This is a genomic window from Nonomuraea sp. NPDC049709 (genome assembly GCF_040674815.1).
Taxonomy (GTDB): Bacteria; Actinomycetota; Actinomycetes; order Streptosporangiales; family Streptosporangiaceae; genus Nonomuraea.
In genome coordinates, this window is the sequence record NZ_JBFANM010000013.1 from 52,242 (window position 1) to 77,121 (window position 24,880).

A 24,880-nucleotide genomic window follows, 5' to 3' on the forward strand; every position below is an offset into this window, starting at 1 on the left:
GCGGCTCCCGGGCTCTGGACGAGCCCCGGGTGCTTGATCCGTGGCGCGGGCGCGGCGGGCGCCACGGATCAAGCACCCGGGGCGGACACCGGTTACCGTGACGGTGCGGGCGATGCGGTGTAACGCTGCTCGAAGCGGCGCAGGTCCGACTCGTGCTGCCACTGGACGCGGGCCTTGTCGCTGGCGCGCAGGAACGCGGCGCAGGCGCCGCCGGGCCGGTCGGTTCCGGGCACCTGGCCGGCGCACGCCGCGACGGGCCGGTGCTCGCCCACCGCGCGCCACAGGCTGGCGCCCGGCAGGAAGGCGTGCTCCAGCGAGGTGCGGGCGAGGGTCTTCAGGTCGGCGTAGGTGAGGTCGAAGTCGCGCAGGGCGCGGGCGTACTCGTGGCTCAGGTCGGTGTGCTCGATGCCCTGGTCGTCGGTGGACAGGGCGACCGGGACGCTGTGCCGCCGGTAGAGCGCGAAGGGGTGCCGGCTGCCGCACACGCGCAGGATCTGGCAGTTGCTGGTGAGATTGATCTCCACCAGGGTGTTCCGGGCCGCCATGGTGCGCAGGGTGTCGGTGGAGTCGTCCTCGCCGGCGATGTCGACGCCGTGGCCGATGCGGTCGGCGCGGGCGACGAGAACGGCTTGGCGGATGTGCGACCGCAGCGCGGCCGGGCCGGCGAACTGCGGTGTGAGCTCGCCGGCGTGCAGGCTCACCCGGGCGGTGCGGTACGAGCGGCGCAGGTGGGCGATCATCCGCATCTGGCGGCCGTACTCGCTGATGGCCTTGGGGTCATCCTCGGGCTGGACCAGGTTCACCCCGACCACGCGGGGGTTGCGTTCGGCCAGGGCGAAGCCGACCAGCAGGTTGGTCAGCACCCGGGCCGGCTCGCCGATGCGGGCCACCTGGTGATCGATGCGGATGTCCACCGCGCAGCCGGGATCCGGGCGGGCGGTGTCGCACCCGAGCAGCTCGCGGGTCCGGGCCAGGTCGGCGTCGGTCTCGGCGTCGGCGGCCGCGACGATGCGGTCGAATTCCGGCTTGGCGGTGATCTGCCGGGTCATCGCCGCCAGGTCCTCGCTCCACGTGACCGTGGCGGCGAGCTTCTTGATCGCCTCGCTCTGCCGGCTGATCAGCGGTTCCAGGTAGGAAGTGTGCTCGGCGGCGGCCTGGGAGGCGATCGCGGCCAGCATCCGTGGCTTGTTCTCGGAGGCGGCGCCGAACTTGGCGAAGGTGGCGAAGAAGTGGTCGTGACCGGACTCGCCGGAGCGTTCGCTGTGGCCCTTCATCGACCAGGCGGCGATGATCCGGTCCCGGAAGGCCCGGTCGGTACGGGCATCGGCGGCCGGCCGGGCGCCGGACCGGCACGGGGGTGCCACGGCGACCATGCGCTCGTCGACGCACAACCGGTCATCGATCGCCCACTCCAGCAACCGGCCGGTGGGCACCGCTCCGGACAGGTGCGTGTGCAGATCGGCGCCCTTGGGCAGCTCGGTCAGGAACGCTTCCAGCCGGCCGGGCTCGTCCCGGATCTGCTCCAGATAGGTCTCCACCGCGGCCGTGCTGGGCCGGGGAGCGGCAGCGGCGGCGGGAACCCCGCCCGAGAGCGCGGTTCCGGCCAGGACGGCCACCGCGAGCAGGGCGCACCGGCGCCGGCCGATCGAGTGGGCTTCCGCGGCCCCAGCCTCGTCAGCGCCTCCAGCGGGCGCACAGGCGATCTCACCAACAAGCATGACAACGACAAGTAGCAGGCCGCACACGGTCGGTAGGCACGCTTTGCGAATGCATGCCCAAGGGCTTGCCGCGGCGGAAACGGCCAGGAGCAGGAGACGGTCCTCCGGCCTCGGCCGGCCCGCCGCCTGCCCGCCGGCCCCGGGATCACCAGGTGAGCCCGTGGACGGAGCTGTCGCCCCGCCAGACGACCTCCTGGCGGAACCCGGCCGCCAGGCTGACCCGGAGCAGTTCGTAGTCCCTGCCGCCACACGGGTTGTGGCCGGCGACCTGGTCGTTCTCGTTGTCCTTGCCGATCAGGACATGCCGGCCGGACGGCTCCACGGCCAGGGACACGATGTCGCCGCAGTCGAGCGTGAGCACCGTGGCCACCGTGCGGTCGCCCTCGTACAGCAGCAGCTGCGACCGCTGCTCGTAGCTGCCGTGACGCACCCGCAGGGTCCGGCCGTCCGGCAGCGGGAGCGGAAGGGTGTGGGCGCCGTCCTCCCGCGGTGCCGGGACCCGCGCCGCGGTGGAGCGCGGGTCCGACGGGGGCAGCCGTACGTCGATGCCCGCCTCCCACCACTCGAAGGGGCCGGTCGCCGAGCCGGGGGTGAGCGGGGTGACGTGGAGGTCGTCCGGCAGCGCCAGGGTGTGGGCGTCTCTCCAGTAGAGGCCGTACGTCTTGGCGGGCCACTCCCGGCGGGGACCGAGCACGCCCGCGTACGACTGTTCCTGCCGGTCGCGGCCCTCGGTGCGGCGGGCGTAGGCGACTCGGCCCTCGCGTGAGACCGCGAGGCGGTCGACGATCCCGGTCAGCCGGCCGGTCAGGGACTCGCCGAGCTTCGCCTTGCCGTCGGCGTCCACCGTGAGGCGGTGCAGGCGCGAGACATGTCCGCGTGGCGACCATTCGTCCGGGCCCCTCGCCAGCCGTACGCTGGCGACGTACTCGCCCGGCTGCCGGGTGGCGGCGACCGCCTGGACCTGCGCCACACGCTTGCCGAGATAGGGCAGATATTCGTCGGCGATCCGCCCGGTCACCAGGTCCACGGTCTCGGGCATGCCGTTGCCGAGCACGGCGTATCGGGGCGTGCCGTCGTCCGCCAGCGGAGGCCCGGCCAGCCACTCCGGCAGGACCCGCACGGCCGGCACGAGGAGCACGACTGCCACGGCCGCCGCGACCAGCCGCACGACGGAGCCGCGGTCGGGGCGTATGCGCGTGCCGGCCGCACCGGCCGGCAGGACCAGGGTCAGCGGGGAGACGACCCACGACAGCGTGATCGACAGGATCCGGAACGCGGCCGGGGTGGGCTCCGGCAGGCAGCCGGGCGGCGGCTCCGCGGGCGGGGCGAGCAGCTCCTCGACGACCACCAGCACCTCGGGCAGCGCGAGGAGCCCGAACCCCAGCGCGGCCACCCGCAGGGGCACCCGGGCGCCGTCGTGCCTGGCCACGAACACGGCGATCGCCGCCAGCAGGAACGGCCCCGCCAGATACACCGCGTCACCGATCACCTCGGCCACGTCCGCGGCGGCGCGGCGGGCGGGACCGACCCGGTGGACGGTCGGCATCCCGGCGCACACGATCCGCCGAGGGGGGTCCAGCAGGGGCAGGACGAGCTCCCACAACGCGTACGCGGCCGCCAGCCACCACCAGAACACCGGCTGAGCCCGCCGCGGCCCGCGGATCGGCACGGAGAGCACGGCGGCCCGCCCTTCTTACGTGATCTTCACAATTGATCACGAACCCTATCCGTCCGGGCGGACATCGGCGGCCTGCGGCGCTGGACGGGCGGAGCCGGTCGTGAGCGGGCCGCCCGGCGGCGGGCACCCGGTCCGGGGCACGGCGAGGCCGAGCCGCACGCGGGTCATCCGGTGCCGGCGGACCGGTCCTCATGGGGCCCGCTGCGCCGGTGGCCCCAGTCCACCAGCGGCTGCAGGATCCTCATCAGCTCCTCGCCGTCGGGGGAGAGGGCGTAGCGGATCTGCACCGGCGTGGAGGGGATCACGGTGCGGGTGATCAGGCCCTCGGATTCGAGCTCCTTCAGGCGCTGGGCGAGCAGCCGATCGGAGATCCCCGGCACCGACACCCGGTATTCGCCGAACCGGCGGGCGCCGCGCCGGCCGGCGAGCAGGATCGCGCTGGTCCACCGGCGGCCGACGAGCTCGACGATGTCCTGGAAGCTCCGGCAGCTCGGCTCGTGAATGGCCGGGCGGGCACTCTGGAGTGTTTCGCTATCCACTTACCAAAGATTAGTCACTAACCTCGCCTTTGCCTAATGGCGCCGGTATCCGGAGCATGAAGTCATGACTGATTACGGACACTCCCTGTCGTTCGGGCTGAGCCTCGACCCCGACATGAACAGGCTTGACGAGACCGGGCGGCTGGCCACGGCCGCCGAGGACGGCGGACTGGACTACCTGGCCGTCCAGGACCACGCCTACCAACCCGCGCACCTGGACGCCTGGACCTTGATCACCCATCTGGCCACGCGGACGAGGCGCATCTCGTTCCTCACCGATGTCGCGGATCTGCAGCTGCGCCCGCCGGCGATGCTGGCCAAGGCCGCGGCCTCGCTCGGCGTGCTGGCCGGGGGCCGGACCGTCCTCGGGGTCGGTGGCGGGGCGTTCGCGGACGCCATCGCGGGCATGGGCGGCGGGCGGCGCAGCGGCGGTGAGATGGTCGCCTACACCGAGGAGTCCTTGCACGTCATGCGGGCCGCGCTGGGCGGCGGCGGGGTGCGGTTGCTCAGCGGCCAGCACACGATCGAGGGGTACGCGGCAGGGCCCGTGCCGCCCGCTCCCATCCCCCTGTGGCTCGGCGCTCAGGGCCCCAAGATGCTCGCCGTGACCGGCCGCGCCGCCGACGGCTGGGTCTCACCCCTCAACAGCTACGTCCCGCCGGCCGAGGTGCCCGGCAAGCAGAAGATCATCGACGAGGCGGCTCGCGCGGCGGGCCGCGACCCGGCGGAGATACGAAGGATCTCCAACGTGATCGGCGTGATCGGCGACGTCCGCGGCGGACCCGGCCTGGCCGGCGACGCGCGCCGGTGGGCGGACACGCTCACCGAATGGGTGGTCGAACTAGGCTTCGACACGTTCGTCTTCTGGCCGGTGACCGACCATCGGGTCCAGCTCGACGTGTTCGCCGCCGAGGTCGTCCCGGCCGTCCGCGAGCAGGTCGCCAGGATGCGGGGGCAGCGATGACACCCAAGCTCTCCCCGGCGCCGCCCGAGTTGCGGGGCAAGGTCGTCGTTCCCGGGGACCAGCGGTACCGGCTGCTTCGTTCCACGTACACGACCGTGGCCGCCCCGGCCGCCGTGCTGCTTCCCGAAAGCACGTCGGAGGTGGCCGCCGCGCTGCGGTTCGCCCGCGAGCAGGGCCTGCCCTTATCGGTACGGAGCGGAGGTCACGGCCTGTCCGGGCGCTCCTCCAACGACGGTGGCGTGGTCATCGACCTGTCCTCGATGAACCGGGTCGAGGTGATCGACCGGGCGGCGCGGCTCGTCCGGGTGGAGGCGGGAGCGCGGTGGGCGCAGGTCGCTCAGGCGCTGTCGCCGTACGGGCTGGCGGTCAGCTCCGGCGACCACGGCAACGTCGGCGCCGGCGGGCTGGCGACCGGCGGCGGCATCGGCTGGCTGGTGCGCCACTACGGGCTGACCATCGACCACATCCGGGCGGCCGAGGTCGTGCTGGCCGACGGGACCGCCGTGCGCGCCGACGCCGAGCACGAGCCGGATCTGCTGTGGGCGGTGCGCGGTGCCGGCGCGGGGGCCGGCATCGTGGTCGCCTTCGAGATCGAGGCGATCGAACTGCGCGACATCGGGTACGCGCAGATCGCCGTGCAGGTCGACCGGGACGGCCGCGCGCTGCGGCGATGGGCCGATTATCTGGCCTCCGCCCCGCGCGAGCTGTCCACCGCCGTCACCCTGCTGCCGCACGGCCGGTCCCTGGTCGCCTCCATCACCGCCGTGGTCGCCGGCGGCAGCGAGCAGCGGCTCCGGGCGGCGGTCGAGCCGCTGCTCCAGATCGGCGCCACGCTGGACCAGCAAGCCCAGATCGCCCCGTACTCCGCCCTGGTCTCCACGGCGCACCTGCACGCCAACGTCGGCCAGCAGCCCAGCATGACCACCAACGGGCTGCTGACGGCCATGACCGACGAGGACGCGGCGGCGATCGTGGCCGCGGCGAGCGGGCCGCGCCAGGCGCTGGTCCAGCTGCGGTCCGTGGGCGGGGCGGTCAACGACGTGCCGGCGGACGCGACCGCGTACGCGCACCGGCGGCACGGCACGCTGGTGGTCGCCTCGGTGTTCCCGCCGGGTCGCGGCGCGGCACTGGACGCGGCCTGGCGCCCGCTGGCCGGACGGGTCGACGGTGCTTATGTCGGCTTCGAGAGCCGGCCGGACAAGGACGCCTTCGAGCGGATCTACCCGGGCGCGACCGGCGACCGGGTCAGGCACCTGTGGCAGCGCTATGACCCGGACGGGGTTCTCCGGGCCCTCTGGCAGCTTCCGTAGGAGTACCGTGGTGCCGCTACGCACCGCCGGCAGCTCGTTTCCGCCGCGCGGTCCCGGACGGCTACCCTTTCGGAACCAGGTCATCATGACCCTGTCGACGTGGGAGGCATGAGGGGATGAGTTCGCCCGCGGCCCGGTTCCGGCTGGGGACCTCTACGAGTGGCGGCGGCCGGGTGACGCCGACCGAGCTCTTCTTCGACCTCGTCTTCGTCTTCGTGGTCACGCAGGTGACGCACGCGGTGGAGAGGCATCCGGGCTGGGAGGGGCTGTTCAAGGGCCTGCTGCCGATGGTCGTGGTGTGGTGGATGTTCAGCGCGTTCGGCTGGCTCACCAACGCCGTACGGCCCGACGCGGTGGGAGTGCGGATCCTGCTGATTCTCGCGATGATGGCCTTCTTCGTCATGGGCCTCGACGTGCCGTACGCCTTCGAACCCGAGGGCTGGGCGTTTCCCGTCGCCTACCTGGCCGTGGTGGCCATCCACTGCGGGGTCTACCTGACCGCCAGCGCCCCGACGGCCCGGCGGGCGATCCTGCGGAACATGCCGTTCAACGCGGCGGCCGGCGTGCTGGTGCTCGTCGCGCCGCACCTGCCCGAGGTGTGGGGCTGGGTGTGCTGGGCCGCCGCCGTGCCGGTGCTCTACCTGTCGCCGTTCCTGGGCCGTATCCGGGGGTTCGTCATCGAGCCCCACCACTTCGTGGAGCGCCACGCGCTGCTGCTGCTGGTGGTGCTGGGCGAGTCTGTGGTGGCCATCGGCATCGGCGCGGAGAGCCCGCAGGGGCACGCGGTGGACTGGCCCCTCGCGCTCGGGGTCATCCTGGGCATCGCGGCGGCGGCCGGATTGTGGTGGGTGTACTTCGACGGCGACGAGGTCCGGGCCGAGGCGGCGTTCGAGAAGGCCACCGAGCATCGCCGGCAGACGCTGGCCTACTACGCCTTCACCGGCGCCCACCTCGTGATGATCATCGGGGGTCATCCTCGTCGCGGCGGGCATCACCGACGCCATCCACCACTTCGGCGGCCCGGTGAACCCGTGGTGGCTGGGCTGGGGCACCGCGATCTTCCTGGCCGGACACGCCGTCTACCGCGCCATGCTGAAGAGCGGCCGGATCGCCGATCGCGTCGTCGGAGCGGTGTGCGCGGTGCCGCTGGGGGTGGCGGCGTCGTTCGCGGGCTGGGCCGCCATGGCCGCCGTCGTGGTCGTGCTGACCGTGATCGCCACGATCGATCACCGCCTGGCCTCATGAGGTCAGGGCTTCCCCGCCCTTAGTGCAGACTTTTATGGCTGCTTGCGAATTTTGTCTCTTTTGCTAGGTAATGTGCGAACTCAGCGGGGCGTTCGATCGAGAACTCGGAACCGAGGCGCTATGAGAACAGCCGCAGGCACAGCACACCCGCACGAAGAGACGACGTCCGAAATCCCACAGGTGGAGATCACCCTCCGCGTCAACGGCGTCCCGCACGGGCTGAGACTGGACGCCCGGGTCACCTTGCTGGACGCCCTGCGCGACCACCTCGGCCTGACCGGCGCGAAGAAGGGCTGTGACCAGGGCGCCTGCGGCGCCTGCACGGTGTTGCTGGACGGCAGGCGCGTGGTGTCGTGCCTGACGCTCGCCGCCCAGTGCGAGGACCGGGAGGTCACCACCGTCGAAGCGCTGTCGGACGGCGGCACGCCGCACCCGGTGCAGGCGGCCTTCGCCCGGCACGACGCCTTCCAGTGCGGTTACTGCACCCCGGGCCAGATCATGTCGGCCGTGTCGCTGCTGGCCGAGGGCCGGGCGGGCTCGGAGGAGGAGATCTGCGAGTTCATGAGCGGCAACCTGTGCCGCTGCGGCGCCTATCCGAACATCCGCAAGGCGATCCGCGACGTGGCGGCGGGGGGCTGAGGGATGCGTCCATTCGAGTACGTGCGCGCCGCCGACGCCGGGGTGCCGCTGGCCGCCCTGGACGCCGTCGTCCACGTCCAGGGCATGGACGGGCCACCATCGACCAGCTCATGCTCTGACCAGGCATCGAACCGGGCCGCCCGACGAGCGGCCGCGGGCTGGGGTAAGGGCCGAGACCCGTTCAGGACGCCTGCCGGGCGATGAGGCGGCGTTCGTGGTCGACCTGTGATCCGAGGACCCGCAAGCCCGGGCCGAGAGAGCCGGGAACGGCTGCAGAGTGACCATGTCGGCCTCCTGCGGCCGTTCCCGGCCTCGGCGGTCAGGCGGGGGTCTCGGCGGTGGCTGTCAGGACCGCGCGGCCGAGGATGTGGCCGGCGACGGTGAAGCCGAGGTAGGCGGGGGTGGCCTCGGCCGGGACGCCGATGGTCTCGACGTCGAGGGCGTGCACCACGATGAAGTAGCGGTGGGTGCCGTGCCCCGCCGGCGGGGCCGCGCCGATGAAGCGGGCCATACGGGCGTCGTTGGGCAGCTGGTAGGCGCCCTCGGGAAGGCCCGAGCCGGTCTCGTCGCCCGCGCCCTCAGGCAGCTCGGTGACGGTGGCGGGGATGCCGGCCACGGCCCAGTGCCAGAACCCGGAGCCGGTCGGCGCGTCCGGGTCGTACACCGTCACGGCGTAGCTCTTCGTCCCCTCGGGGGCGCCGCTCCATGACAGCTGCGGAGAGACGTCCTTGCCGCCCGGGACGCCGCCGGACATCTGCTCAGCGGGCCAGGGGGCGCCGTCGGCCAGCGTGGTGCTGGTGACGGTGAAGGAGGGCACTTCGGGGAGACGGGCAAAGGGGTCGTTGATGCTCATCGCATTGTTCCTCTACGGAGATGGTGGGGTCGGCCGGACGGCGCCGTCGGGGGCCGCTGTCCGAATACGATCGACCATAACACTAATAATCGATTATTTGTCGAATCGTCTATGCTGGGCGGCATGACGCAGACGGCCGACACATCGACGAAGCAGATGCTCTCCGAGCGTGTTCACGCCCGGCTCCGGGAGGCGATCATGAGGGGCGAGTACGCCCCGAGCGAAGCGCTCAAGCCGCAGGAGCTGGCCCAGCAGCACCGGGTCAGCCTGGCGGTCGTCCGCGAGGCCCTGGTGCGGCTGGTCGGCGAGGGCATCGCGGTCCGGCTGCCCAACCGCGGCTTCGCGGTCCCGGACTTCTCCGATCGGCGCTGGCAGGAGATCGCCGAGGCCCGCCGTACGATCGAGCCGGTCATGCTGCGCCTGGCGATCGAGCGCGGCGACGTCGACTGGGAGGCACGAGTGCGCGCGGCTCACCACCGGCTGGCCCGCACCCCGGTGTACGTGCCGGAGGAGGGCGACTACCTGAGCAGCGCGTGGTCCGAAGCCCACCGCGTCTTCCACCGGACGCTGCTGGAGGGATGCGGCAACCCGGTGCTGCTGGACACCTTCGACCGGCTGTGGACGGCCAGCGAGCTGGCCCGCCGCTGGTCGGCCCACCGCGCCCCCGGCCGCGACGGCGTCGCCGAACACCGCCGCCTGGAGGAGACGGCCCTGGCCCGCGACGCCGACACCGCCGCCGAGGTCCTGACCGAGCACCTGACCCAGACCGTCGCCGACCTGACCTCTCGCCCCCACGACCACCAGGGGGAAGGACCGTGACGCCGGCCCCCGTACGGGGCCGCCGGCTCAGCGCGTCGGTGCGGGGGTGGGGGAGGGGCGCGGGCCGCCCGCGCAGCCGGGCGTCGGCGGGGACGCGGCGGGCCGGTCTGACCAGCGCAGCTAGCAGCCCGCGGTGACCGTGGGATACCACTCGCGCAGCGGCCCGCCGGACTCCAGCGCGGCCGCCACCCCCTCCAGCAGGTCCAGGTACGACGGCCAGCTCATCGGCCCGTCGTAGCGGATGCGCTCGCCCCCGCTCTGCCGGCCCACCCGGCCCGTCCGCGGGTCGATGAACAGTTCCTCGCCCCCACCGGAGGACGCGAACGGGAGCAGGCTCCCGTGCCAGACTCCGTCATCGGGATCGGCGTCCTCCTCCGACCCCCACATGATCAGGTCGATGCAGTTGTAGCTGCGCAGACTGAAGTAGCTCGACAGGCCGGCCAGGCCGATGCCGAGGGGGAGCTGGAAACCGGCACCGAAATTGCCGTCCGCGCCGTCGTGCCGCATCAGCGACACGTACAGCGCGTCGGGGGTCTTCCTGCCGGAGTAGCGTTCCCGGCCGTCGACGTCGCGGGGGGAGGCCGGGAGGGAGAGCCGGCGCAGCGTCGCGGAGGCGTGGCTGCCGAGCCAGCGTTCGATCCTGTCCCAGGCGGCGTTCACGCGCGCGAGCACCACACGACGCGGGATTCACCGGAAACGGGCGCGCTGCCCGTGGCACAGGCCGCGACGAGCACGACCGGAAGCGCGACCCGTAGTGCCCGAACCCTGATCACCGCCGCACCCTAGCGCACCACCTGTGTCCGGCAAGACCCTTCCGTCCGACCGACCGAAGGATCAGCGTCGAGATCCTTCGGTCTGCGGGTGAACGCCTCAGGACAAGCTCCTGACCAGCGAGCGCTCGTGCGCCCGGCTCCAGCGAAATTGCGCCCTGCTCGGCGGGGGCTGCCGGGGAGCTCTGGAGCCGCCTTGTCAGATGGCCGCGCCCGGTCCTTGCACGGGGTCGATGTCGCCGGCGTGCATCGGCTCGCCGCAGTGGGCGCAGCGCAGGTCGACGCTGCTGATCTCGCCGCAGGCGTGATGGCGGTAGAGCACCGGCGGGCCGGCCTCGCCCGCGAGCCACCTGTCCCCCCAGGAGGTCATGACCATGAGCAGGTCGACCAGCTCGGTGCCCTTCTGGGTCAGGACGTACTCGTAGCGGGGCCGCTTGTCGTAGGGACGGCGCTCGACCACGCCCTCGTCGACGAGGTGGTTGAGGCGCTCGGTCAGCACCTTGCGCGAGATCCCGAGGTCGGCCTGGATCTGCTCGAACCGGCTCATCCCCACCCACACATCACGCAGGACGAGCGGAGACCACGGCTCCCCGATCACGTCGAGGGTGCGCGCGATGGAGCAGGCCATCTGCCCGAAATTCGTGCGTTGCATGAGATCACTCTACCAAATTGGGGTTCCCTTAGGGAACTCCGAGTGCTACGGTCATGGAGTCTCTTGAAGGAACTCCGAAAGGATCGCGCAGATGAGCAAGGTAATCAGCGCCCACGCGGTGTCGGTCGACGGTTACATCACCGGGCGCGATCCGGGCGCCGGGCGCGGGCTCGGGGACGGGTCGATACTGTTCGACTGGTACTTCCGCGGCGACACGCCCAGCCAGGTGTTCGACGGGTTCCGGCTGAGCGAGCCCAGCGCCCGGGTCTTCGACGCCCTCGCCGGACGCGTGGGCGCGATCGTGGCGGGGCGCAACACGTACGAGGACTCCGACCGTTTCGGCGGCGGCAGCCCGCACCCGGCAGCCCGCCTGTTCGTCCTCAGCCACCGGGCGGCGCCGGAGATGACCGAGCGGCAGACCCTCATCACCACCGGCATCGAGGACGCCGTCGCGGCGGCCCGCGAGGCCGCCGAGGGCAGGGACGTCGGTCTCATGGGCGGCGGCGTCGCGACCGAGGCGTTGAAGGCCGGGCTCGTCGACGAGGTGGTCCTCCACCAGGTGCCGATCCTGCTCGGCGGCGGCCGCCCCTTCTTCCAGGAGCTGCCCGAGCACGTACGCCTCCGCCTGGTCGAAGCCGTCCCGGCGCCGGGCGTCACCCACCTCCACTACCAGGTCGAGCGCTGACCCACCGACAACCGCAAGGAGAAGAAAACATGCTCACCCCCGACGTACGCCGCGTCCTCGACGGCACCTCGCTGGCCCACCTCGCCACCGTCCTGCCGGACGGCTCGCCCCACACCGTCCCGCTCTGGGTCGGCACCCACGGCGACCACGTCGTCTTCCTCACCGGCCCGCAGTCGCGCAAGGCCCGCAACCTGCGCCGCGACCCGCGGGTGGCGCTCTCCGTGGTGCCCGCCGACAACCCGTTCCAGCCCGTCATGGTCCGCGGCCGGGTCATCGAGTGGCTCGACGGCGACGCGGCCTGGGAGATCATCGACCAGATCTCGATGAAGTACATCGGCCAGCCCTATTCCCGGGGAGAGGACCGCATTGTCGCCGTCATCGAGCCCGAGCGGCAGACCGTCGGCCTCAGCTGAGCCGCCGCTGCCCGCCGTGCGGTCCTCCTTGAGCAACGGGCCGCGGCCGGCCGCCCCCACGCCGGGGGGCGGGGCGACCGGCCGGGCCGGACGGCGTCAGGTGACGGGTTCGATCCACACGTTGCGGAAACGAGGGTTCTCGCCGGGATCGCCGTGGTCCTGGAGGCGGATCCCGCCCGACGCCGCGCTCTCCGGGATGTTGTCGCCGGTGCCGCCGTCGATGGCCACGTCGTCGTGCACCACCACACCGTTCCAGACGACCGTCACCCGCGCGTTGTCGGCCTTCACCCCCGCGCTGGTGTAGCGGGCCGCGCGGAAGGTGATCTCGTAGGTCTGCCACGTTCCCGAGGCGGTGGCCATGTTGCGGTCGGGCGCGCGCTTGGAGTAGATCGCGCCCGCCTCGTTGGCGGCCGGGGTGGTGTCCCCGTAGGACTCGAGGACCTGCACCTCGTAGCGTTCCTGGAGGAAGACGCCGCTGTTGCCGCGCTGCTGCCCGGTCACCTCCGGCGGGTAGTCCGGCTCGGACCACTCGACGTGCAGCTTGAAGTCGCCGAACGTCTGCCGGGTACGGATGTCGCCGCCGTAGGACTCCATGGAGCCGTTGGCGACCGGCCAGGTGGCCGTCCCGCCTGCCCGTTTCTCCCACGCCGCCAGATGGGATCCGTCGAACAGCGTGATCCGCCGCGCCTTCGACACGGTGAGGTGGTCGAGGCTGAGCTGTCCCGCGTCGCCGGAGTCGTACCTGTAGGCGATCCTGTTCGAGCCCCGCTTCAGGTCGAGCGCCTCGGTCTGGACGGCCCAGGCGTCCGGGCCGCCGGTGCCGGCCAGCCGCACCTGCCTGACCTTGGTCCCGTTGACGTACACGCTCACCGACGTGCCGGTGCCGGCCGCGTAGCGAAGCCCGACGTTGTGCGGGCCGGGGGAGTCCGTCCGCACGGTGAACGTCGTGCTCGCGCCCGCGGTCGTGTAGCCGTCGACGTAGCCCTGGCCGGTGTGGCCCTGATGGTCCGTGCCCACCTTCGCGCCACCGCGCAGCTGGGCGTCCTCCGCCTCGAGCACCGGCCGCGCGGCCACGGTGATGGAGTCCAGATTGACGTTGCCCGCGTCGCCGCTGTCGTACGTGTAGGCGATGGTGTTGGCGCCCGCCTGCAACGTGAGCGGTTCGACCCGGGTGGCCCACAGGTCCCACGTCTCCGTGGTGGGCAACGGCACCTGCCTGACCTTGGTCCCGTTGACGTACACGCTCAGCGACTTGGTGCCGGGCGCGGGGTTCGGGCCGTTGGAGTAGCGCAGGCCCACGTGGTACGTGCCGGCCTCGGCCGCCCGTACGGCGAACTGCGTGGCCGCACCGGCGGTCCAGTAACCGTCGACGAAGCCGCTGCCCGAGTAGCTCAGATGGTCGGTGTTGAGCTTGGCGCCGCCGCTGTGCGACGCGCTCTCCGCCTCGTACGTGGTGTCCGCCGCCGGGCCGCCGACCAGCGAGTTGAGCGTGTACCAGGCTTCGGTGCTCCACAGCGGCTGCCCTGCCGCCGAGCTGAACGGACGCGGTGACCGCAGGTGCACCACGCGCCCCGGCTTCAGGCCCGGGATCTTGAGCGTGACCTTTTTCCCGCCGGAGGTCAGCTTGGCGGAGGTGATCGTCAGCGGCTCCTCGTCCACCTTGGGGCCACCGTAGGTGGCGGCCGCCACGTACCGCCATTGGGTTGCCTGGTACCTGGCCGCCAGCGAGGTGGCGGTCTCCGCCGACAGCGGCTGCGTGTACTCCAGCTCGAAGCCGCCCTCCACCGCCCGCATCCTCAGGATGTCGAACGCCTTGTCGCCGCCGGGGGTCAGCTTCTGCAGGCCGTAGGTGAGCTTGCCCGGCTGGCCCCAGTTCCCGCCGGCGCCCAGACCGCCCGCGTAGATGGCGCCGTCGGGCCCCAGGCTGATCCGGTTGATCCCCGCCTCGAGTCCCTGGGTGAAGCGGAAGACCGCGCCCTGGTACTCCCCGTTGACCTTCTCGAGGTAGGCCCGCTGGATCCCGCCGTAGGTGACGTCCCCGAACAGCAGTTGCCCCGCGAACCTGCCCCGCTTCATGAGCAGCGGGGTGCTGGGGGAGTTGGCGATCTCGTTGTGCGGCAGCCACAGCATGGGCGGGCTCACCAGGTTGCCGTCGAACGGGCCGTCAGGGTTGGTGTAGTGGTTGAAGAACCGGTCCTTCTTGACGTGCACCAGCTTCGAGGCCGGGAGCCAGCCGCCCTGGTTGTCGGTGACGAACAGCTCACCCTCCGGGCCCCAGCCGAGCCCGTTGGGCGTGCGCAGGCCGCCGGCGATGTACTCGACCTGGCCGGTGGCCTTGTTGACCTTGATGGTCGTGCCCCGGTCCGGCGCCGGCTGCGGGTCGGTGGTGGCGCCGCCGTAGTTGATGGCGACGGAGAGGTTGAGGTAGAAGTGGCCGTCGCGGTAGAGCAGCCCGAACGCGAACTCGTGGAAGTTGCCGCCGAACGGCCAGCTCGCCACGGTCCTGAGGTCGTCGGCGACCTCGTCGCCGTCGGTGTCGTTCAGCTCCACCAGCCGGGACTTCTCCGAGACGTAGAGCTTGCCGTCCACGTACTTGATGCCCATGGGCTCCTGCAGCCCCTCGGCGATCTTCTTGGTGGTCACCCGCGCGGGTGAGGTCTCGCCGGTGACGTTGCCGAGCAGATGGACCTCGCCGGTCTTGGTCTCCGAGCCGCCCCACGTGGTGATCGCCAGCCGGCCGTCGGGCAGCCAGTCCATCGCGGTCACCTGCGGCTGGAAACCGGCCGGTCGCAGGTCGGTGAGCGTGAAGTCAGGGTGTACCGACTCCAGCGGCAGCCCGTCGCCGGGGGAGTCGGCGCCGCTCTCGCAGTCCTTGCGCCCGGGGGCGGTGACTCTGACCACGTCCGCGTCGGTGCTCAGCACCGAGGTCGGTACGAGGGTGAACGCGGAGGCTCCGGGCGGCTTCCACTCCAGCTTGAGCTGCTGGCCGTACAGGTGCTCGAAGTGGTCGACGCGCAGCGCGTGGTAGCCGGTGGTCAGGGTGATCGTGCCGTCCACCGCGATCGGCCCGTGCCGCCCGTCGTTGGTGATCACGACGGTGTCGTCGATGCTCAGCCGCGAGCCGTCGTCGCTGGTGAGCCGGAACTCGTACGTGCCCGGGGCCGGGATGTCGATGTTGCCGATGGCCTCGGTGACGAACATGTCGGTCAGGCCGAAGTCGGCGTCGGAGGTCCAGTCGATCGTGGGCATCAGCTTGTCCACGTTGGGGGTCTGACCGGGCTTGAGCGTGCAGAGCTTGGACAGCTCGACCTGGACGTCGTAGGTGCGCAGGGTGATGCCCGGCTCCTGCGGCGGGACCGCCGCGTGCGCTTGAGCGGGTACGACCAGGCAGGCGAGAGCGGTGATCATTAAGACGGATAACAGGGGTGATTTCCGCATGGCCTGTCCCATCTCGGAGAGGGTGCCGCGTTCGGCGTGGGCGGGGGTGCGGCATCGCCGGGACGGCTGCAATCCATCGACGGATACCGGGTCTCATTCGCTGGAACGGGGAGGGGTAACGCTGCTCTGCGCCGTAATATAAGATGAGATCTTCAACTTGCCCATACCCTTTTGCCGAAAATCGATAGAAGTCGTGACATGTCCGGGCGGAAGGGCGAGGGCCGGAGGCAGGAGCCCGAGAGGCGCCCGTGAGCCACCGGCCTGTCTGCATGCCCCTGTCGCGGCCGGCGTTGGAGGGCGACGCACTCCCGTTCCCAGGGTCGAGGGAAGTCGCCGTGTCAGTCCTTGGCGATCGCGCCGCCTTCGACGCCCTGGTCGGGCCGCATTGGCGAGCCCTGCACCTGCACTGCTACCGCATGCTCGGCTCGATCGACCAGGCCGACGACGCGCTGCAGGAAGCGCTGCTGCGGGCCTGGCGCGGCCTGGGCGGCTTCGAGGGCCGGGCGCCGCTGCACCACTGGCTCCACAGGGTCGCGACCATGGCGGTGCCCTCGCCGGAGCTGGCCGCGTTCCTGGAAGCGGGGCAGGCGCCGGTGTACATCGGGTTCGGCAGTATGGCGGGCAACGATCCCGAGCGGATCGGCCGGATCGTGATGGAGGCCGTGCGGCTGGCCGCGGTGCGGGCGGTGGTGGCGTCCGGGTGGGGCGGTCTGCGGGTGCGCGACCTGCCGGACGAGGTCTTCCAGCTCGACCAGGCACCGCACGATTGGCTGTTCCCGCGCATGGCCGCGATCGTGCACCACGGCGGCAGCGGCACCACCGGCGCGGCACTGGCCGCCGGGCGGCCGCAGGTGGTCTGCCCGTTCGTGGCCGACCAGCCGTTCTGGGCCGCCCGCGTGCACGCGGCCGGCGTCGCCCCGCCGCCGCAGCCCCAGCGGCGTCTCACCGCCGAAGGGCTGGCCGCCGCCATCCGCGCGGCCCTGAGTGACGCGGCCATGACACGGGCCGCCGCGCGACTGGGGCACGCCGTTCGGGGCGGGGACGGGAACAGCCGCGCCGTCAAGATCCTGGAGTCGCTGTCATGAGCGTGGCCGGTCGCCTCCTCCGCCACCAGGCCGACCTGCCGCCCGCCGAGACCCCGGTCGGTGACGGTGGAGAAGGACCTGCCGATCTCCATGCCTGGGGGTTGGGGCCACAGGGCGCCGAGCCCGGACGACCCAGTCGGCGAACCGGCTCCGCTTCAAGCCTGAGCTGTGTCCGCGCAGGCGATGCGGGTGATGGCGGTGGCGACGCCGTCCTCGGCGCTGACCTGCGTGCCGAGCGCGCCGGCGGCCGGCGCCAGCGCGCTCGCGGCCTCGATGGCGGCGGCCAGCCGTTCGGTCGTGAGGCGGCCGGTGACCGGAGCGGGTGCGACGCCGAGGTGATGCAGGCGCTCGGCCCAGAACGGCTGGTCGCCGAGGAAGGGCCGGACCACCTGCGGGACGCCGGCGCGCAGGGCGGCGCCGACCGTGCCGATCCCTCCGTGGTGCACGGTGACGGCCACGCGGGGCAGCAGCCACCCGTGCGGGGCGTCCTCGATCACCAGGACGCCGTCCGGCTCCGAACCCGGCCGCAGCGCGCCCCAGCCGGTGGCCAGCACGGCGCGGCGCCCGGTCAGCCGGACGGCCTCCAGCACCGTCGCGGTCAGCGTTTCCGGATCGCCGCTCACCGAGCTGCCGAAGCCGACGTACAGCGGCGGGGCCCCGTCCTCCAGGAACCGGGCCAGCCGCTCGGGCGGCGTCCAGCCATCGGGGGCGGGCATCGTCCAGAACCCGGTGGGATGGGCCTGGGCGGGCCAGTCGGCGGGGGCCGGGAGCAGCTGCGGGCTCCAGGCGTGCAGCACGCCGCCCGCCTTGATCAGATCGGCCATCGGCCGGAAGCCTTCGCGCAGGCCGAGCGCTCCGGCCCGCCAGTCCCGCACCGTGCCCCGGTAGGGCGCCTCGACGGCGGAGGAGACGCGCCAGCTCGCCCGGTTGAGCGCGCGCGGCACCCGTACCGGGAGGATGGGGGAGGGGAAGGCCGAGGTTGGCAGGTAGAGCGGCAGCAGCAGGCCGGCGAGGGCCGGGACGCCGAGCTTCTCGGCGAGGTGGGGCCCGCCGAGGGACTTGGGGTGGTAGATGACGGTGTCGGCCTGGCTCCTGGTGAGCGCCGCCTGGTCGCCGAGCAGGCGGCGGAGCATCGGCCTGACCGCGCCGGCGGCGGTGATGGCGGCGCGCACACCCTGCCCCCGGACGGAGTCCTGGAGCGCGAGCATCTCGTCGTTCAGCGGCGCGAACTCCACCCCGTGGGCGGCGGCGAGCGGTGCGAAGCGCCGGGGCGCGGCCAGCACCGGCCGGTGCCCGGCCGCCAGCAGCCCGCGGGCCAGGGCCAGGTACGGCTGGACATCGCCGCGGCTGCCCACAGTGATCAGTAATGGTCTCAACGCCTGTCCTTGAGTTCGTCCCACTCGTCCAGCAGACGGGGGAACCGGTCCATCATGAACGCGTACATGTCGCGCATGAGCTCCAGCCGCCGCCGGCGCGCCGGGTCGTCGCCCACCGCCCGCAGCCCCTGCTCGGCCAGTGCCCGGAAGCTCTCGAACTCGGCCATCTTCGCGCGGAAGGCGCGGGCGAAGACGTCCTCGGCCAGCCGGTAGCGGTCGCGCCGCTCGCCCCGCACCCGGAACCGCTCCACCAGGCCCGCCTGCTCCAGCTGCCGCAGCGCGACGCTCATGCTGCTCTTGGCCACGGCCAGCGCCTCGGCCAGCTCCGGCGCGTCCGCTCCGGAGCTGTCGCTGGTCAGCAGCCGTCCCATGACCCGGCCTGACGTGCGGCTCAGCCCGAGCCGCTGGTAGAAGAGCCCCGCGTCCTCCACGAACTCATCAATGCTCATGAATCGATACTATCGGACTGTTCGGACATGCCCGAACAGTCCGAGCATGCGACGCCGTGCCGGACAGCTCGAAGCGCGATCAGAGGTCAGGGGTGCCAGCCGCGTTCGATTGACCGGCGGCATTGTTCGGGGTGGTCGCCCGCGCCGGTGAACAGGGCGGTCAGCAGCGGAACGCCATGGGCCAGCGACTGATGGGGCAGGGGGCCGGTGGCGACCAGTGATGCCAGGCCATGCCCGATGGTCCAGCTCTGCGTGGCCAGCTCCAGCGGGTCGACGTCGTCGCGGAAGCGGCCGGCGGCCGTGGCCCGTTCGACGGCCCGGACCAGACTGTGCAGCGTGTCGTCCGCGGCGGCGGCGTTCTCGAGCTCGAACCCGGCGTCGAACATGACCCGGTAGAGATCAGGACTGGTCATGGCGTTGGACACGTAGGCGGCGCCGAGGGCGGCCAGGTCCCGCACCGGATCCGCGGACATCGACACGGCGGCGAGCCTGGCCGCCAGGCGGGTGAAGCCTTCCTGCCGCATCGCCGACCACAGGCCGTCCATGCCGCCGAAGTAGGTGTAGACGGCCATGGTCGACACACCGGTTCCGGCCACCAGCGAGCGGAGAGTGACCGGCTGCCGGGCGGCGAGCATCTGCGCGGCCCGATCGATCAGCAGGGAGCGCACCGCGGGGTCCTTCAATCTCACCATGGCCCCACAATACATAGCTTTGCTATGTTATCGGGTGAGACCGAACATGCTGTGCCGATGCGCAAGGAGCGGATATGACCGTGACGCTGCTCAACCCCGACGGGTTGCCGAAACCCGACGTCTACCGCCAGTTGTCGATCGCCACCGGATCGAAGCTGGTGTTCCTGGCGGGCCAGGTGGCCCGCGATGCCGAGGGCGGACGAGTCGGCGAGAAGGATCTGGCCGCCCAGGTCGAGCAGGCGTACCTCAACATCGGCACCGCCCTGGCCGCGGTCGGCGGATCCTTTGACGACGTGGCCAAACTGACCGTGTACGTCGTCGACTGGACACCCGACAAGATGCCGCTGCTGGGCGAGGGAGTCGCCCGGGCGGCGGCGAAGCTGGGGGTCGACCCGGTCAAGCCGATCACGCTGCTGGGCGTCGCGGCGCTGGGAGAGCCTGATCTGCTGGTCGAGGTCGAGGCCACTGCCGTCATCGACTGAGCCAAGGCGCCGCAGACCCGCCTGTCGGCCTCCGGGCCGGCGGGCATGATCCTTTATCGGCCGGGAATGACAGCGCTACCGCCAGGTAGCCGCCCGGGGGCGTGCCTGTCGATACGGACAGAGGTGAGCGGTCACACTCCGGAAGGCCCACGCCGTGTACCCGGTCACCGCGGTGCAGTCGGAGTACTCGCTGTGGACGCGCGACCCCGAGCCCGAGGTGCTGCCCGCGTGTGCGGAGCTGGGCATCCAGGCCCTGGTGAGACCATGTCCGCGCACTGGCCGAAGCGAAGGCGGTCACGCCGGGACAGATCGCCCTGGCATGGCTGCCGGCCCAGCAGCCATGGATCGTCCCGATCCCAGGAACCCGCCGCATGTCTCGTCTGCGGGAGAACCTCGGCGCGACCACGGTGGATTTGTCCGCGGACGAGCGGGCCGACCTGGCCGCCCTGGCCGCCAGGGTGGTGTGGCAGGCGATCGGTACGGCGAGGCGCACATGAACCTCGTCGGGCGCTGACCCGCGTCAGACGACCGTGGCGGTCCGGCCGAGCCCCGGTTCGATCACCGGGGTGGCCGGTGTGTCGCACGCCCGGATCAGTGACGCCGCCCCCGGAACCGCTCCAGAAAACTCCGAGCCTTCTGCTGGTTACGGGGGTCGCGGGCGATCCGTTTTGCCTTCTCCACGTTTGCTCTGCCTTTGGGGCTGCGCAGATATGCGCGCACCCGATCCATGAGTGTGGCCATGCGCACCCCCTACCCGAAGCGCCACATCCGAAGCCGAAAACCGTCATCAATCCGCCGGCGGAGGCCCCGGACGTACGGGCGGTACCAGCCCGGACGGCCGGTTCCCCCGTCGACGCCCCGAAGAGTGGAAGTGCCATGATCCCTCCCGGAGCGGTCAGGCGGGCGACGCGCTGATCGCGTTCTGGCGGATCTGCCTCGCCCCGCGGACCCGGCCGATCACGATCTTGGCCTGCTGGTCCACCAGCCGGGTGAACACCTGCTGCGAGCCGCCGAGCAGCACCGCCCAGGCGATGATCTGCGCCGAGGTGTCCAGTGCGCTCAGGCCCGGCACGAACTGCCCGCGCATGAGCAGGAGCCCGATGAACGCGGTCAGCGCCCCGAACGGCAGCTTGAACAGCGCCAGAGCGACGGGAAGGCCGATCGCGCCGGTTCGCGCCCGCATGCCCTGGATTCCCGCCCCGGCGGTGACCGCCGCGGCGACCAAGCCCAGGAGCTCCACGACCAGCAGGTCGAACGGCTGTGTCGTGGCCGCGACGGCCTGCCGCAGCGGCGTCGAGGCGAGCGACATCTCGCCCGTGGGACACACCAGCCACACGACCGCACCCCGTTGCGGCGTGAAGCACAACGGCAGCACGTCCTTGAAGAGCATGCCCGCGACCGCGACGGTCACGGCGATCAGGGACAGGACGAAGGTGGCCACGAGAAGCACGTTGCGGAAGCGGCGTACGCTCATCAACTCCCGGCCCGCTTCCGAGCTCGCCGCCCGCACCAGCGCGACGAGCTGCGTCCTGGCCTGCTCGGTGCAGGCGCCCTCGCCCTTGATCGCCAGGTCGGTGCGCAGCTCGTCCAAGCCCTGCAGCCGGGGGTCGCCCTCCGGCAGATGCCGTGTCACGTGGGCGATCAGGCTCGGGAGCTGTCCGAGCAGGAAGTAGTTCGGGGCCATGCGCAACAGGTTGGCCTCGGCCGCGTCGCAGTTGCTGTTGGCCGCCTCGAACAGCGCGCCGGTGAAGGACCGGTAGGAGTTGCGGTCGTGGGCGACGGCCTCTCTGGCCCGCCGGATGTGCTCCTCGGTCGCCCGGATGATGCCCTCGTGCCGCTCCGGGTCCTCGCCCTGGCCGTGCGCCCAGGCCGACAGCACCTCCAGCTCCCGGATCCGGGTCAGGGCGCCCTCCCGCCATGACGTGCGCAGCAGGCCCGGGACGAGCTTCTCCTCGTACGCCGCTGTCATCTGGCGCCTCCCTCCACGTGATGGTGCCGTCACGCTACGGGCGGAGGAGGAAGGGCGAACACCGGGAGCCGCTCAGGGATATCCCTAGAGGAACGGGCCGGAGGATGTCCAGGGGTCGGCGGGCGAGCCGGGCCCGGCCACCCTCGACGGAGGTCAGAGAATGAACGTGAACAGGGGCGAGCCCGGAGGGATGCGCTCGACCGTGAGCGGGCTGGCCTTCATCCGGAGCAGGAGACTGTCGAGGTCGCCGGGCCGTTCGAGTTCGATGCCGACGAGTGCCGGGCCGGTTTCGCGGTTGTTCTTCTTGACGTACTCGAAGGCGATGATGTCCTGGCCCTCGCCCAGGACCTCGTCCAGGAAGTGGCGCAGGGCGCCGGGGCGCTGCGGGAAGGTCACCAGGAAGTAGTGTCGCAGGCCGATGTGCACGAGAGAGCGTTCAAGCACTTCGTTGTATCGGCTGACGTCGTTGTTGCCGCCCGACACCACGCACACGACCGGCCCTTCGGGGGCGTGCGGCAGGAGCTCGCGCGCCGCGGCGCCCGCGAGGGCGCCGGCGGGTTCGGCGATGATGCCGTCGGCCTGGTAGAGGTCCAGCATCTCGGTGCAGACCGCACCCTCGTCGACCGCGACAACCTCGTCGACCAGGTCTTTGACCAGGGGGAAGGTGGCGTCTCCCACTCTCCCGACGGCGGCGCCGTCCACGAAGGTGTCCAGCTCGGGCAGGGCGAGGGGCCCGCCGTGGTCGAGGGCGGCGCTCATGCTGGCCGCTCCGGCGGGTTCGGCGCCCACGATGCGGGTGCCGGGGGAGTGCTCGCGCAGCCAGACGGCGATGCCGCTGATCAGGCCGCCTCCGCCGACCGGGACGACCACGGTGCCCGGCGCCTCCGCGCACTGGGCGAGGATCTCCAGGCCGACCGTGCCCTGGCCGGCCATCGTCCGGACGTCGTCGAACGGATGCACGTAGATCGCGCCGGCGCGCTCGCTGTCGATGTGGGCGGCGTTGCTCGCCTCGTCGTAGGTGCCGCCGCCGACCACGACCTCCACCCGGTCGCCGCCGAGCGCCGCAATGCGCTCGCGCTTCTGCCGGGGCGTGGTGGACGGGACGTACACGCGACCGCTGATCCCCAGACGCGCGCAGGCGAACGCGACGCCCTGCCCGTGGTTGCCCGCGCTCGCGCAGACCACGCCGCGCCGCCGTTCCTCCTCCGTGAGCGAGGCGATCAGGTTGAACGCTCCGCGCACCTTGTAGGAGCGACAGACCTGCGCGTCCTCGCGCTTGAGCAGCACCTGGCCACCGAGCAGGCCGGACAGCCGCTCATTCGGCTCCAGCGCGGTACGGCGGATCACCGGCCGCAACCGTTCGGCCGCCTGGCTGATCATGACGGCGGTGAGGCGGTCGGTCATGCACACTCCCGGCACTGCAGTGGATCAAGGACGGTCAGCGGGGTTTCCCCTGGTGGTGGTGGCGACCGAACACGCGATCACTGGCCACGGTGCCCGCCACGCGCGCACACCGGCCACAACGGCCCCACCAGGCATGCTATTCCTGTGGCACCTCTCCCTCAGCCAGAAGACTGCAGAGCCCAGGATGCTTCCTCGGCAAGTGAGCCGACGTGCCCGGTGCGCACGGCGGGCAGGTCGCGCAGGCGGAGCGCGGCTCCGCCGGCGCCCGGCGCGGTACGGCTGTACGGGGTAGGCCTGCGCCGTACAGCCGTACCGCAAGGCCCGGACGACCAGGCGGTCAACGTGATCTGCGTGCCGCCCAGCGGCTCGGCCGCCACCGGGGTCGAGCGGGCCCTGACCGGCGGGCTCACCCCTGCCACGCGCACCGTCCTGAACTGCGGCATCCCCCAGGGCGAGACGGCAGTCTGGGCCCGTTCGCCGCCGCGCTACCCGTTGCCCTGCTGAATCGACGGGAAGTCCACGCTGCGCGCCAGGGCCTCCTGGCCATGGAGTTCGGCGATCATGTCGTCCAGGTGGCCCGCCACCGCGTCGTATCCCGCGCTCCCGAGCACGAGCCGCTTGGGCGGGTCGTGCTGGTTGATCGCGGCGATGACGGCCCGGGCGCCACGGTCGGGATCGCCGGGTTGCCTGCCGTCCTGGGCGATCATGCCGGCGCGCACCGTCGCGAGCATCGGCCCATAGTCCGGGATGCTCTCTTCCACCGGTTCGTCGGCGAAGCCCGCATAAGCGCGCGTACGGAAAGCGCCAGGCTCAACCGCGAGCACCTTGACACCGAACGGCGCCACTTCCTGGCGCAGCACCTCTGTCAGCCCCTCGACGGCGAATTTGGCCGCGGTGTAGAAGCCGAAGCCCAGGACTCCGACCAGGCCGGCGACAGAGGACATGTTGACGATCCAGCCGCTCCCGCGGCTGCGCATGCCGGGCAGCACGGCGCGGGTGAGCGCGAGCACCGAGAAGAAGTTCAGTTCGAAGACCTTCCGTAGTGCGGCGTCGTCCATGCCCTCGACAGAGCCGTACCACCCGCGACCGGCGTTGTTGACCAGGACGTCGATGCCGCCGAAGCGGCTCTCGGCCTCGGCCACGGTTTGCCGGATCTGCTGCGTGTCGGTGACGTCGAGCGGAAGGACGAGCGCCCGCTCCCGGTGGGACGCGGCCCAGTCGCGCAGCTCCTCCGGGCGGCGCGTGGTCAGCACGACGCGGTCGCCGCTCTCCAGCGCGGCCTCGGCGTAGGCCATGCCGAAACCGCCGGGAGTGCCACCGGTGATGTACCAGGTCTTCAAGGCGCGATCTCCAGCTGGCGGATGCGGCCGTCGGCGAGGGCGAAGCGCCACTTCAGCACCGCGGTGCCGCCCGGGAAGTTGCCCTCCAAGCGGCCGGTGACCAGCACGGTGTCCTCGTCGGCGACCTCGGCGCCGAGCAGTTCGGTCGTGTACTGGTACTGCGACGCGGCGCCTTCTCGCCAGGCCCGGATCTCCTCGGCCCCGCGCCGCGTCCGGCCTTCGTCGGTGACCACGGCGTCCTCGGTGAACAGGGCGACGATGGCGTCCGGATCGCGGCGCGCGTCGGCCTCGAAATAGCGGGCCACGGCACCGGGTACGGCGACGTTCATGAGCTCTCCTTTAGGGTCAGGTTCGCTACTT

The 24,880-nt window shown here is 71.8% G+C and carries 26 protein-coding genes; 12 read left to right on the forward strand and 14 right to left on the reverse strand.

What is annotated here, in order from left to right:
• Nucleotides 1–92: 92 nt before the first annotated feature.
• The 3 genes from AB0J69_RS15110 to AB0J69_RS15120 form a co-directional block, all read right to left on the reverse strand.
• Entirely contained in the window at nucleotides 93–1,718 is a 1,626-nt protein-coding gene (locus tag AB0J69_RS15110) for a hypothetical protein (RefSeq protein WP_364117133.1), read from the reverse strand.
• Between the two features lie 145 nt (nucleotides 1,719–1,863).
• A complete protein-coding gene (locus tag AB0J69_RS15115; protein ID WP_364117135.1) occupies nucleotides 1,864–3,396 on the reverse strand; it encodes a hypothetical protein in 1,533 nt (510 codons plus the stop codon).
• 164 nt (nucleotides 3,397–3,560) lie between these two features.
• The gene (locus tag AB0J69_RS15120; protein ID WP_364117137.1) at nucleotides 3,561–3,935 is read right to left on the reverse strand and encodes a helix-turn-helix domain-containing protein; all 375 of its coding nucleotides are present in this window, start codon (nucleotides 3,933–3,935) and stop codon (nucleotides 3,561–3,563) included.
• A 64-nt stretch (nucleotides 3,936–3,999) separates the two neighbouring features.
• Here AB0J69_RS15120 and AB0J69_RS15125 point away from each other — a divergent pair, with 64 nt between their 5' ends.
• The 5 genes from AB0J69_RS15125 (at nucleotide 4,000) to AB0J69_RS15145 (ending at nucleotide 8,297) form a co-directional block, all read left to right on the forward strand.
• A complete protein-coding gene (locus AB0J69_RS15125) occupies nucleotides 4,000–4,899 on the forward strand; it encodes an LLM class flavin-dependent oxidoreductase (protein ID WP_364117138.1) in 900 nt (299 codons plus the stop codon).
• Complete coding sequence (locus AB0J69_RS15130; RefSeq protein WP_364117140.1) at nucleotides 4,896–6,209, forward strand: FAD-dependent oxidoreductase; 1,314 nt, start codon at nucleotides 4,896–4,898, stop codon at nucleotides 6,207–6,209. Before AB0J69_RS15125 ends, AB0J69_RS15130 begins: the two co-directional genes overlap by 4 nt.
• Nucleotides 6,210–6,325: 116 nt before the next feature.
• Entirely contained in the window at nucleotides 6,326–7,477 is a 1,152-nt protein-coding gene (locus tag AB0J69_RS15135) for a low temperature requirement protein A (protein WP_364117142.1), read from the forward strand.
• Nucleotides 7,478–7,634: 157 nt separating this feature from the next.
• On the forward strand, nucleotides 7,635–8,093 hold the full coding sequence (locus AB0J69_RS15140; protein WP_364117144.1) for a (2Fe-2S)-binding protein: 459 nt from the start codon (nucleotides 7,635–7,637) through the stop codon (nucleotides 8,091–8,093).
• 3 nt (nucleotides 8,094–8,096) lie between these two features.
• Nucleotides 8,097–8,297 carry a hypothetical protein gene (locus tag AB0J69_RS15145; protein WP_364117146.1) on the forward strand — a complete coding sequence of 67 codons (201 nt, stop codon included), beginning with the start codon at nucleotides 8,097–8,099 and terminating at the stop codon, nucleotides 8,295–8,297.
• Nucleotides 8,298–8,412: 115 nt separating this feature from the next.
• On the opposite strand, the gene AB0J69_RS15150 is transcribed toward AB0J69_RS15145, so the two are convergent.
• A complete protein-coding gene (locus AB0J69_RS15150; protein ID WP_364117148.1) occupies nucleotides 8,413–8,946 on the reverse strand; it encodes a YbhB/YbcL family Raf kinase inhibitor-like protein in 534 nt (177 codons plus the stop codon).
• Between the two features lie 123 nt (nucleotides 8,947–9,069).
• Here AB0J69_RS15150 and AB0J69_RS15155 point away from each other — a divergent pair, with 123 nt between their 5' ends.
• On the forward strand, nucleotides 9,070–9,765 hold the full coding sequence (locus AB0J69_RS15155; RefSeq protein ID WP_364117150.1) for a GntR family transcriptional regulator: 696 nt from the start codon (nucleotides 9,070–9,072) through the stop codon (nucleotides 9,763–9,765).
• 120 nt (nucleotides 9,766–9,885) lie between these two features.
• Here the strand turns inward: AB0J69_RS15155 and AB0J69_RS15160 are convergent, their stop codons facing one another.
• Nucleotides 9,886–10,425, reverse strand: a complete 540-nt coding sequence (locus AB0J69_RS15160) for a hypothetical protein (protein WP_364117152.1) — start codon at nucleotides 10,423–10,425, stop codon at nucleotides 9,886–9,888.
• Between the two features lie 309 nt (nucleotides 10,426–10,734).
• Nucleotides 10,735–11,187, reverse strand: a complete 453-nt coding sequence (locus AB0J69_RS15165) for a helix-turn-helix domain-containing protein (protein ID WP_364117154.1) — start codon at nucleotides 11,185–11,187, stop codon at nucleotides 10,735–10,737.
• Between the two features lie 91 nt (nucleotides 11,188–11,278).
• On the opposite strand from AB0J69_RS15165, the gene AB0J69_RS15170 reads away from it, so the two are divergent.
• Nucleotides 11,279–11,872: a dihydrofolate reductase family protein gene (locus AB0J69_RS15170; RefSeq protein WP_364117156.1), complete on the forward strand. Its 594-nt coding sequence runs from the start codon at nucleotides 11,279–11,281 to the stop codon at nucleotides 11,870–11,872.
• A gap of 29 nt (nucleotides 11,873–11,901) precedes the next feature.
• Nucleotides 11,902–12,285 carry a PPOX class F420-dependent oxidoreductase gene (locus tag AB0J69_RS15175; protein ID WP_364117158.1) on the forward strand — a complete coding sequence of 128 codons (384 nt, stop codon included), beginning with the start codon at nucleotides 11,902–11,904 and terminating at the stop codon, nucleotides 12,283–12,285.
• Nucleotides 12,286–12,381: 96 nt separating this feature from the next.
• Here AB0J69_RS15175 and AB0J69_RS15180 read toward each other — a convergent pair whose 3' ends face one another.
• Complete coding sequence (locus AB0J69_RS15180) at nucleotides 12,382–15,693, reverse strand: family 16 glycoside hydrolase (RefSeq protein WP_364117160.1); 3,312 nt, start codon at nucleotides 15,691–15,693, stop codon at nucleotides 12,382–12,384.
• Between the two features lie 365 nt (nucleotides 15,694–16,058).
• Here AB0J69_RS15180 and AB0J69_RS15185 point away from each other — a divergent pair, with 365 nt between their 5' ends.
• Nucleotides 16,059–16,808 (forward strand): nucleotide disphospho-sugar-binding domain-containing protein, encoded by a 750-nt coding sequence (locus AB0J69_RS15185; protein ID WP_364117162.1) that lies wholly within the window; start codon nucleotides 16,059–16,061, stop codon nucleotides 16,806–16,808.
• 155 nt (nucleotides 16,809–16,963) lie between these two features.
• On the opposite strand, the gene AB0J69_RS15190 is transcribed toward AB0J69_RS15185, so the two are convergent.
• From AB0J69_RS15190 to AB0J69_RS15200, 3 genes are all read right to left on the reverse strand, one after another.
• Complete coding sequence (locus AB0J69_RS15190; protein ID WP_364117164.1) at nucleotides 16,964–18,184, reverse strand: glycosyltransferase; 1,221 nt, start codon at nucleotides 18,182–18,184, stop codon at nucleotides 16,964–16,966.
• Entirely contained in the window at nucleotides 18,181–18,633 is a 453-nt protein-coding gene (locus AB0J69_RS15195; protein WP_364117166.1) for a MarR family transcriptional regulator, read from the reverse strand. The genes AB0J69_RS15190 and AB0J69_RS15195 overlap by 4 nt, the downstream gene beginning before the upstream one ends.
• 86 nt (nucleotides 18,634–18,719) lie before the next feature.
• Nucleotides 18,720–19,325 carry a TetR/AcrR family transcriptional regulator gene (locus tag AB0J69_RS15200; RefSeq protein ID WP_364117168.1) on the reverse strand — a complete coding sequence of 202 codons (606 nt, stop codon included), beginning with the start codon at nucleotides 19,323–19,325 and terminating at the stop codon, nucleotides 18,720–18,722.
• Between the two features lie 74 nt (nucleotides 19,326–19,399).
• On the opposite strand from AB0J69_RS15200, the gene AB0J69_RS15205 reads away from it, so the two are divergent.
• Both AB0J69_RS15205 and AB0J69_RS15210 read left to right on the forward strand, forming a co-directional pair.
• Nucleotides 19,400–19,807: a RidA family protein gene (locus tag AB0J69_RS15205; RefSeq protein WP_364117170.1), complete on the forward strand. Its 408-nt coding sequence runs from the start codon at nucleotides 19,400–19,402 to the stop codon at nucleotides 19,805–19,807.
• A gap of 323 nt (nucleotides 19,808–20,130) precedes the next feature.
• Nucleotides 20,131–20,304 carry a hypothetical protein gene (locus tag AB0J69_RS15210; RefSeq protein ID WP_364117388.1) on the forward strand — a complete coding sequence of 58 codons (174 nt, stop codon included), beginning with the start codon at nucleotides 20,131–20,133 and terminating at the stop codon, nucleotides 20,302–20,304.
• A gap of 398 nt (nucleotides 20,305–20,702) precedes the next feature.
• On the opposite strand, the gene AB0J69_RS15215 is transcribed toward AB0J69_RS15210, so the two are convergent.
• Both AB0J69_RS15215 and ilvA read right to left on the reverse strand, forming a co-directional pair.
• Nucleotides 20,703–21,776: a hypothetical protein gene (locus AB0J69_RS15215; protein WP_364117171.1), complete on the reverse strand. Its 1,074-nt coding sequence runs from the start codon at nucleotides 21,774–21,776 to the stop codon at nucleotides 20,703–20,705.
• Between the two features lie 153 nt (nucleotides 21,777–21,929).
• A complete protein-coding gene (ilvA, locus tag AB0J69_RS15220; protein ID WP_364117173.1) occupies nucleotides 21,930–23,180 on the reverse strand; it encodes a threonine ammonia-lyase IlvA in 1,251 nt (416 codons plus the stop codon).
• 216 nt (nucleotides 23,181–23,396) lie between these two features.
• Between ilvA and AB0J69_RS15225 the strand changes: the two genes are divergently transcribed.
• A complete protein-coding gene (locus AB0J69_RS15225; protein ID WP_364117175.1) occupies nucleotides 23,397–23,684 on the forward strand; it encodes a hypothetical protein in 288 nt (95 codons plus the stop codon).
• Here the strand turns inward: AB0J69_RS15225 and AB0J69_RS15230 are convergent.
• Together AB0J69_RS15230 and AB0J69_RS15235 are read right to left on the reverse strand one after the other, a co-directional pair.
• Entirely contained in the window at nucleotides 23,666–24,571 is a 906-nt protein-coding gene (locus AB0J69_RS15230) for an SDR family NAD(P)-dependent oxidoreductase (RefSeq protein ID WP_364117177.1), read from the reverse strand. The two genes, AB0J69_RS15225 and AB0J69_RS15230, sit on opposite strands and share 19 nt — an antisense overlap.
• Nucleotides 24,517–24,849 carry a nuclear transport factor 2 family protein gene (locus AB0J69_RS15235; RefSeq protein WP_364117178.1) on the reverse strand — a complete coding sequence of 111 codons (333 nt, stop codon included), beginning with the start codon at nucleotides 24,847–24,849 and terminating at the stop codon, nucleotides 24,517–24,519. Before AB0J69_RS15235 ends, AB0J69_RS15230 begins: the two co-directional genes overlap by 55 nt.
• Between the last annotated feature and the right edge of the window lie 31 nt (nucleotides 24,850–24,880).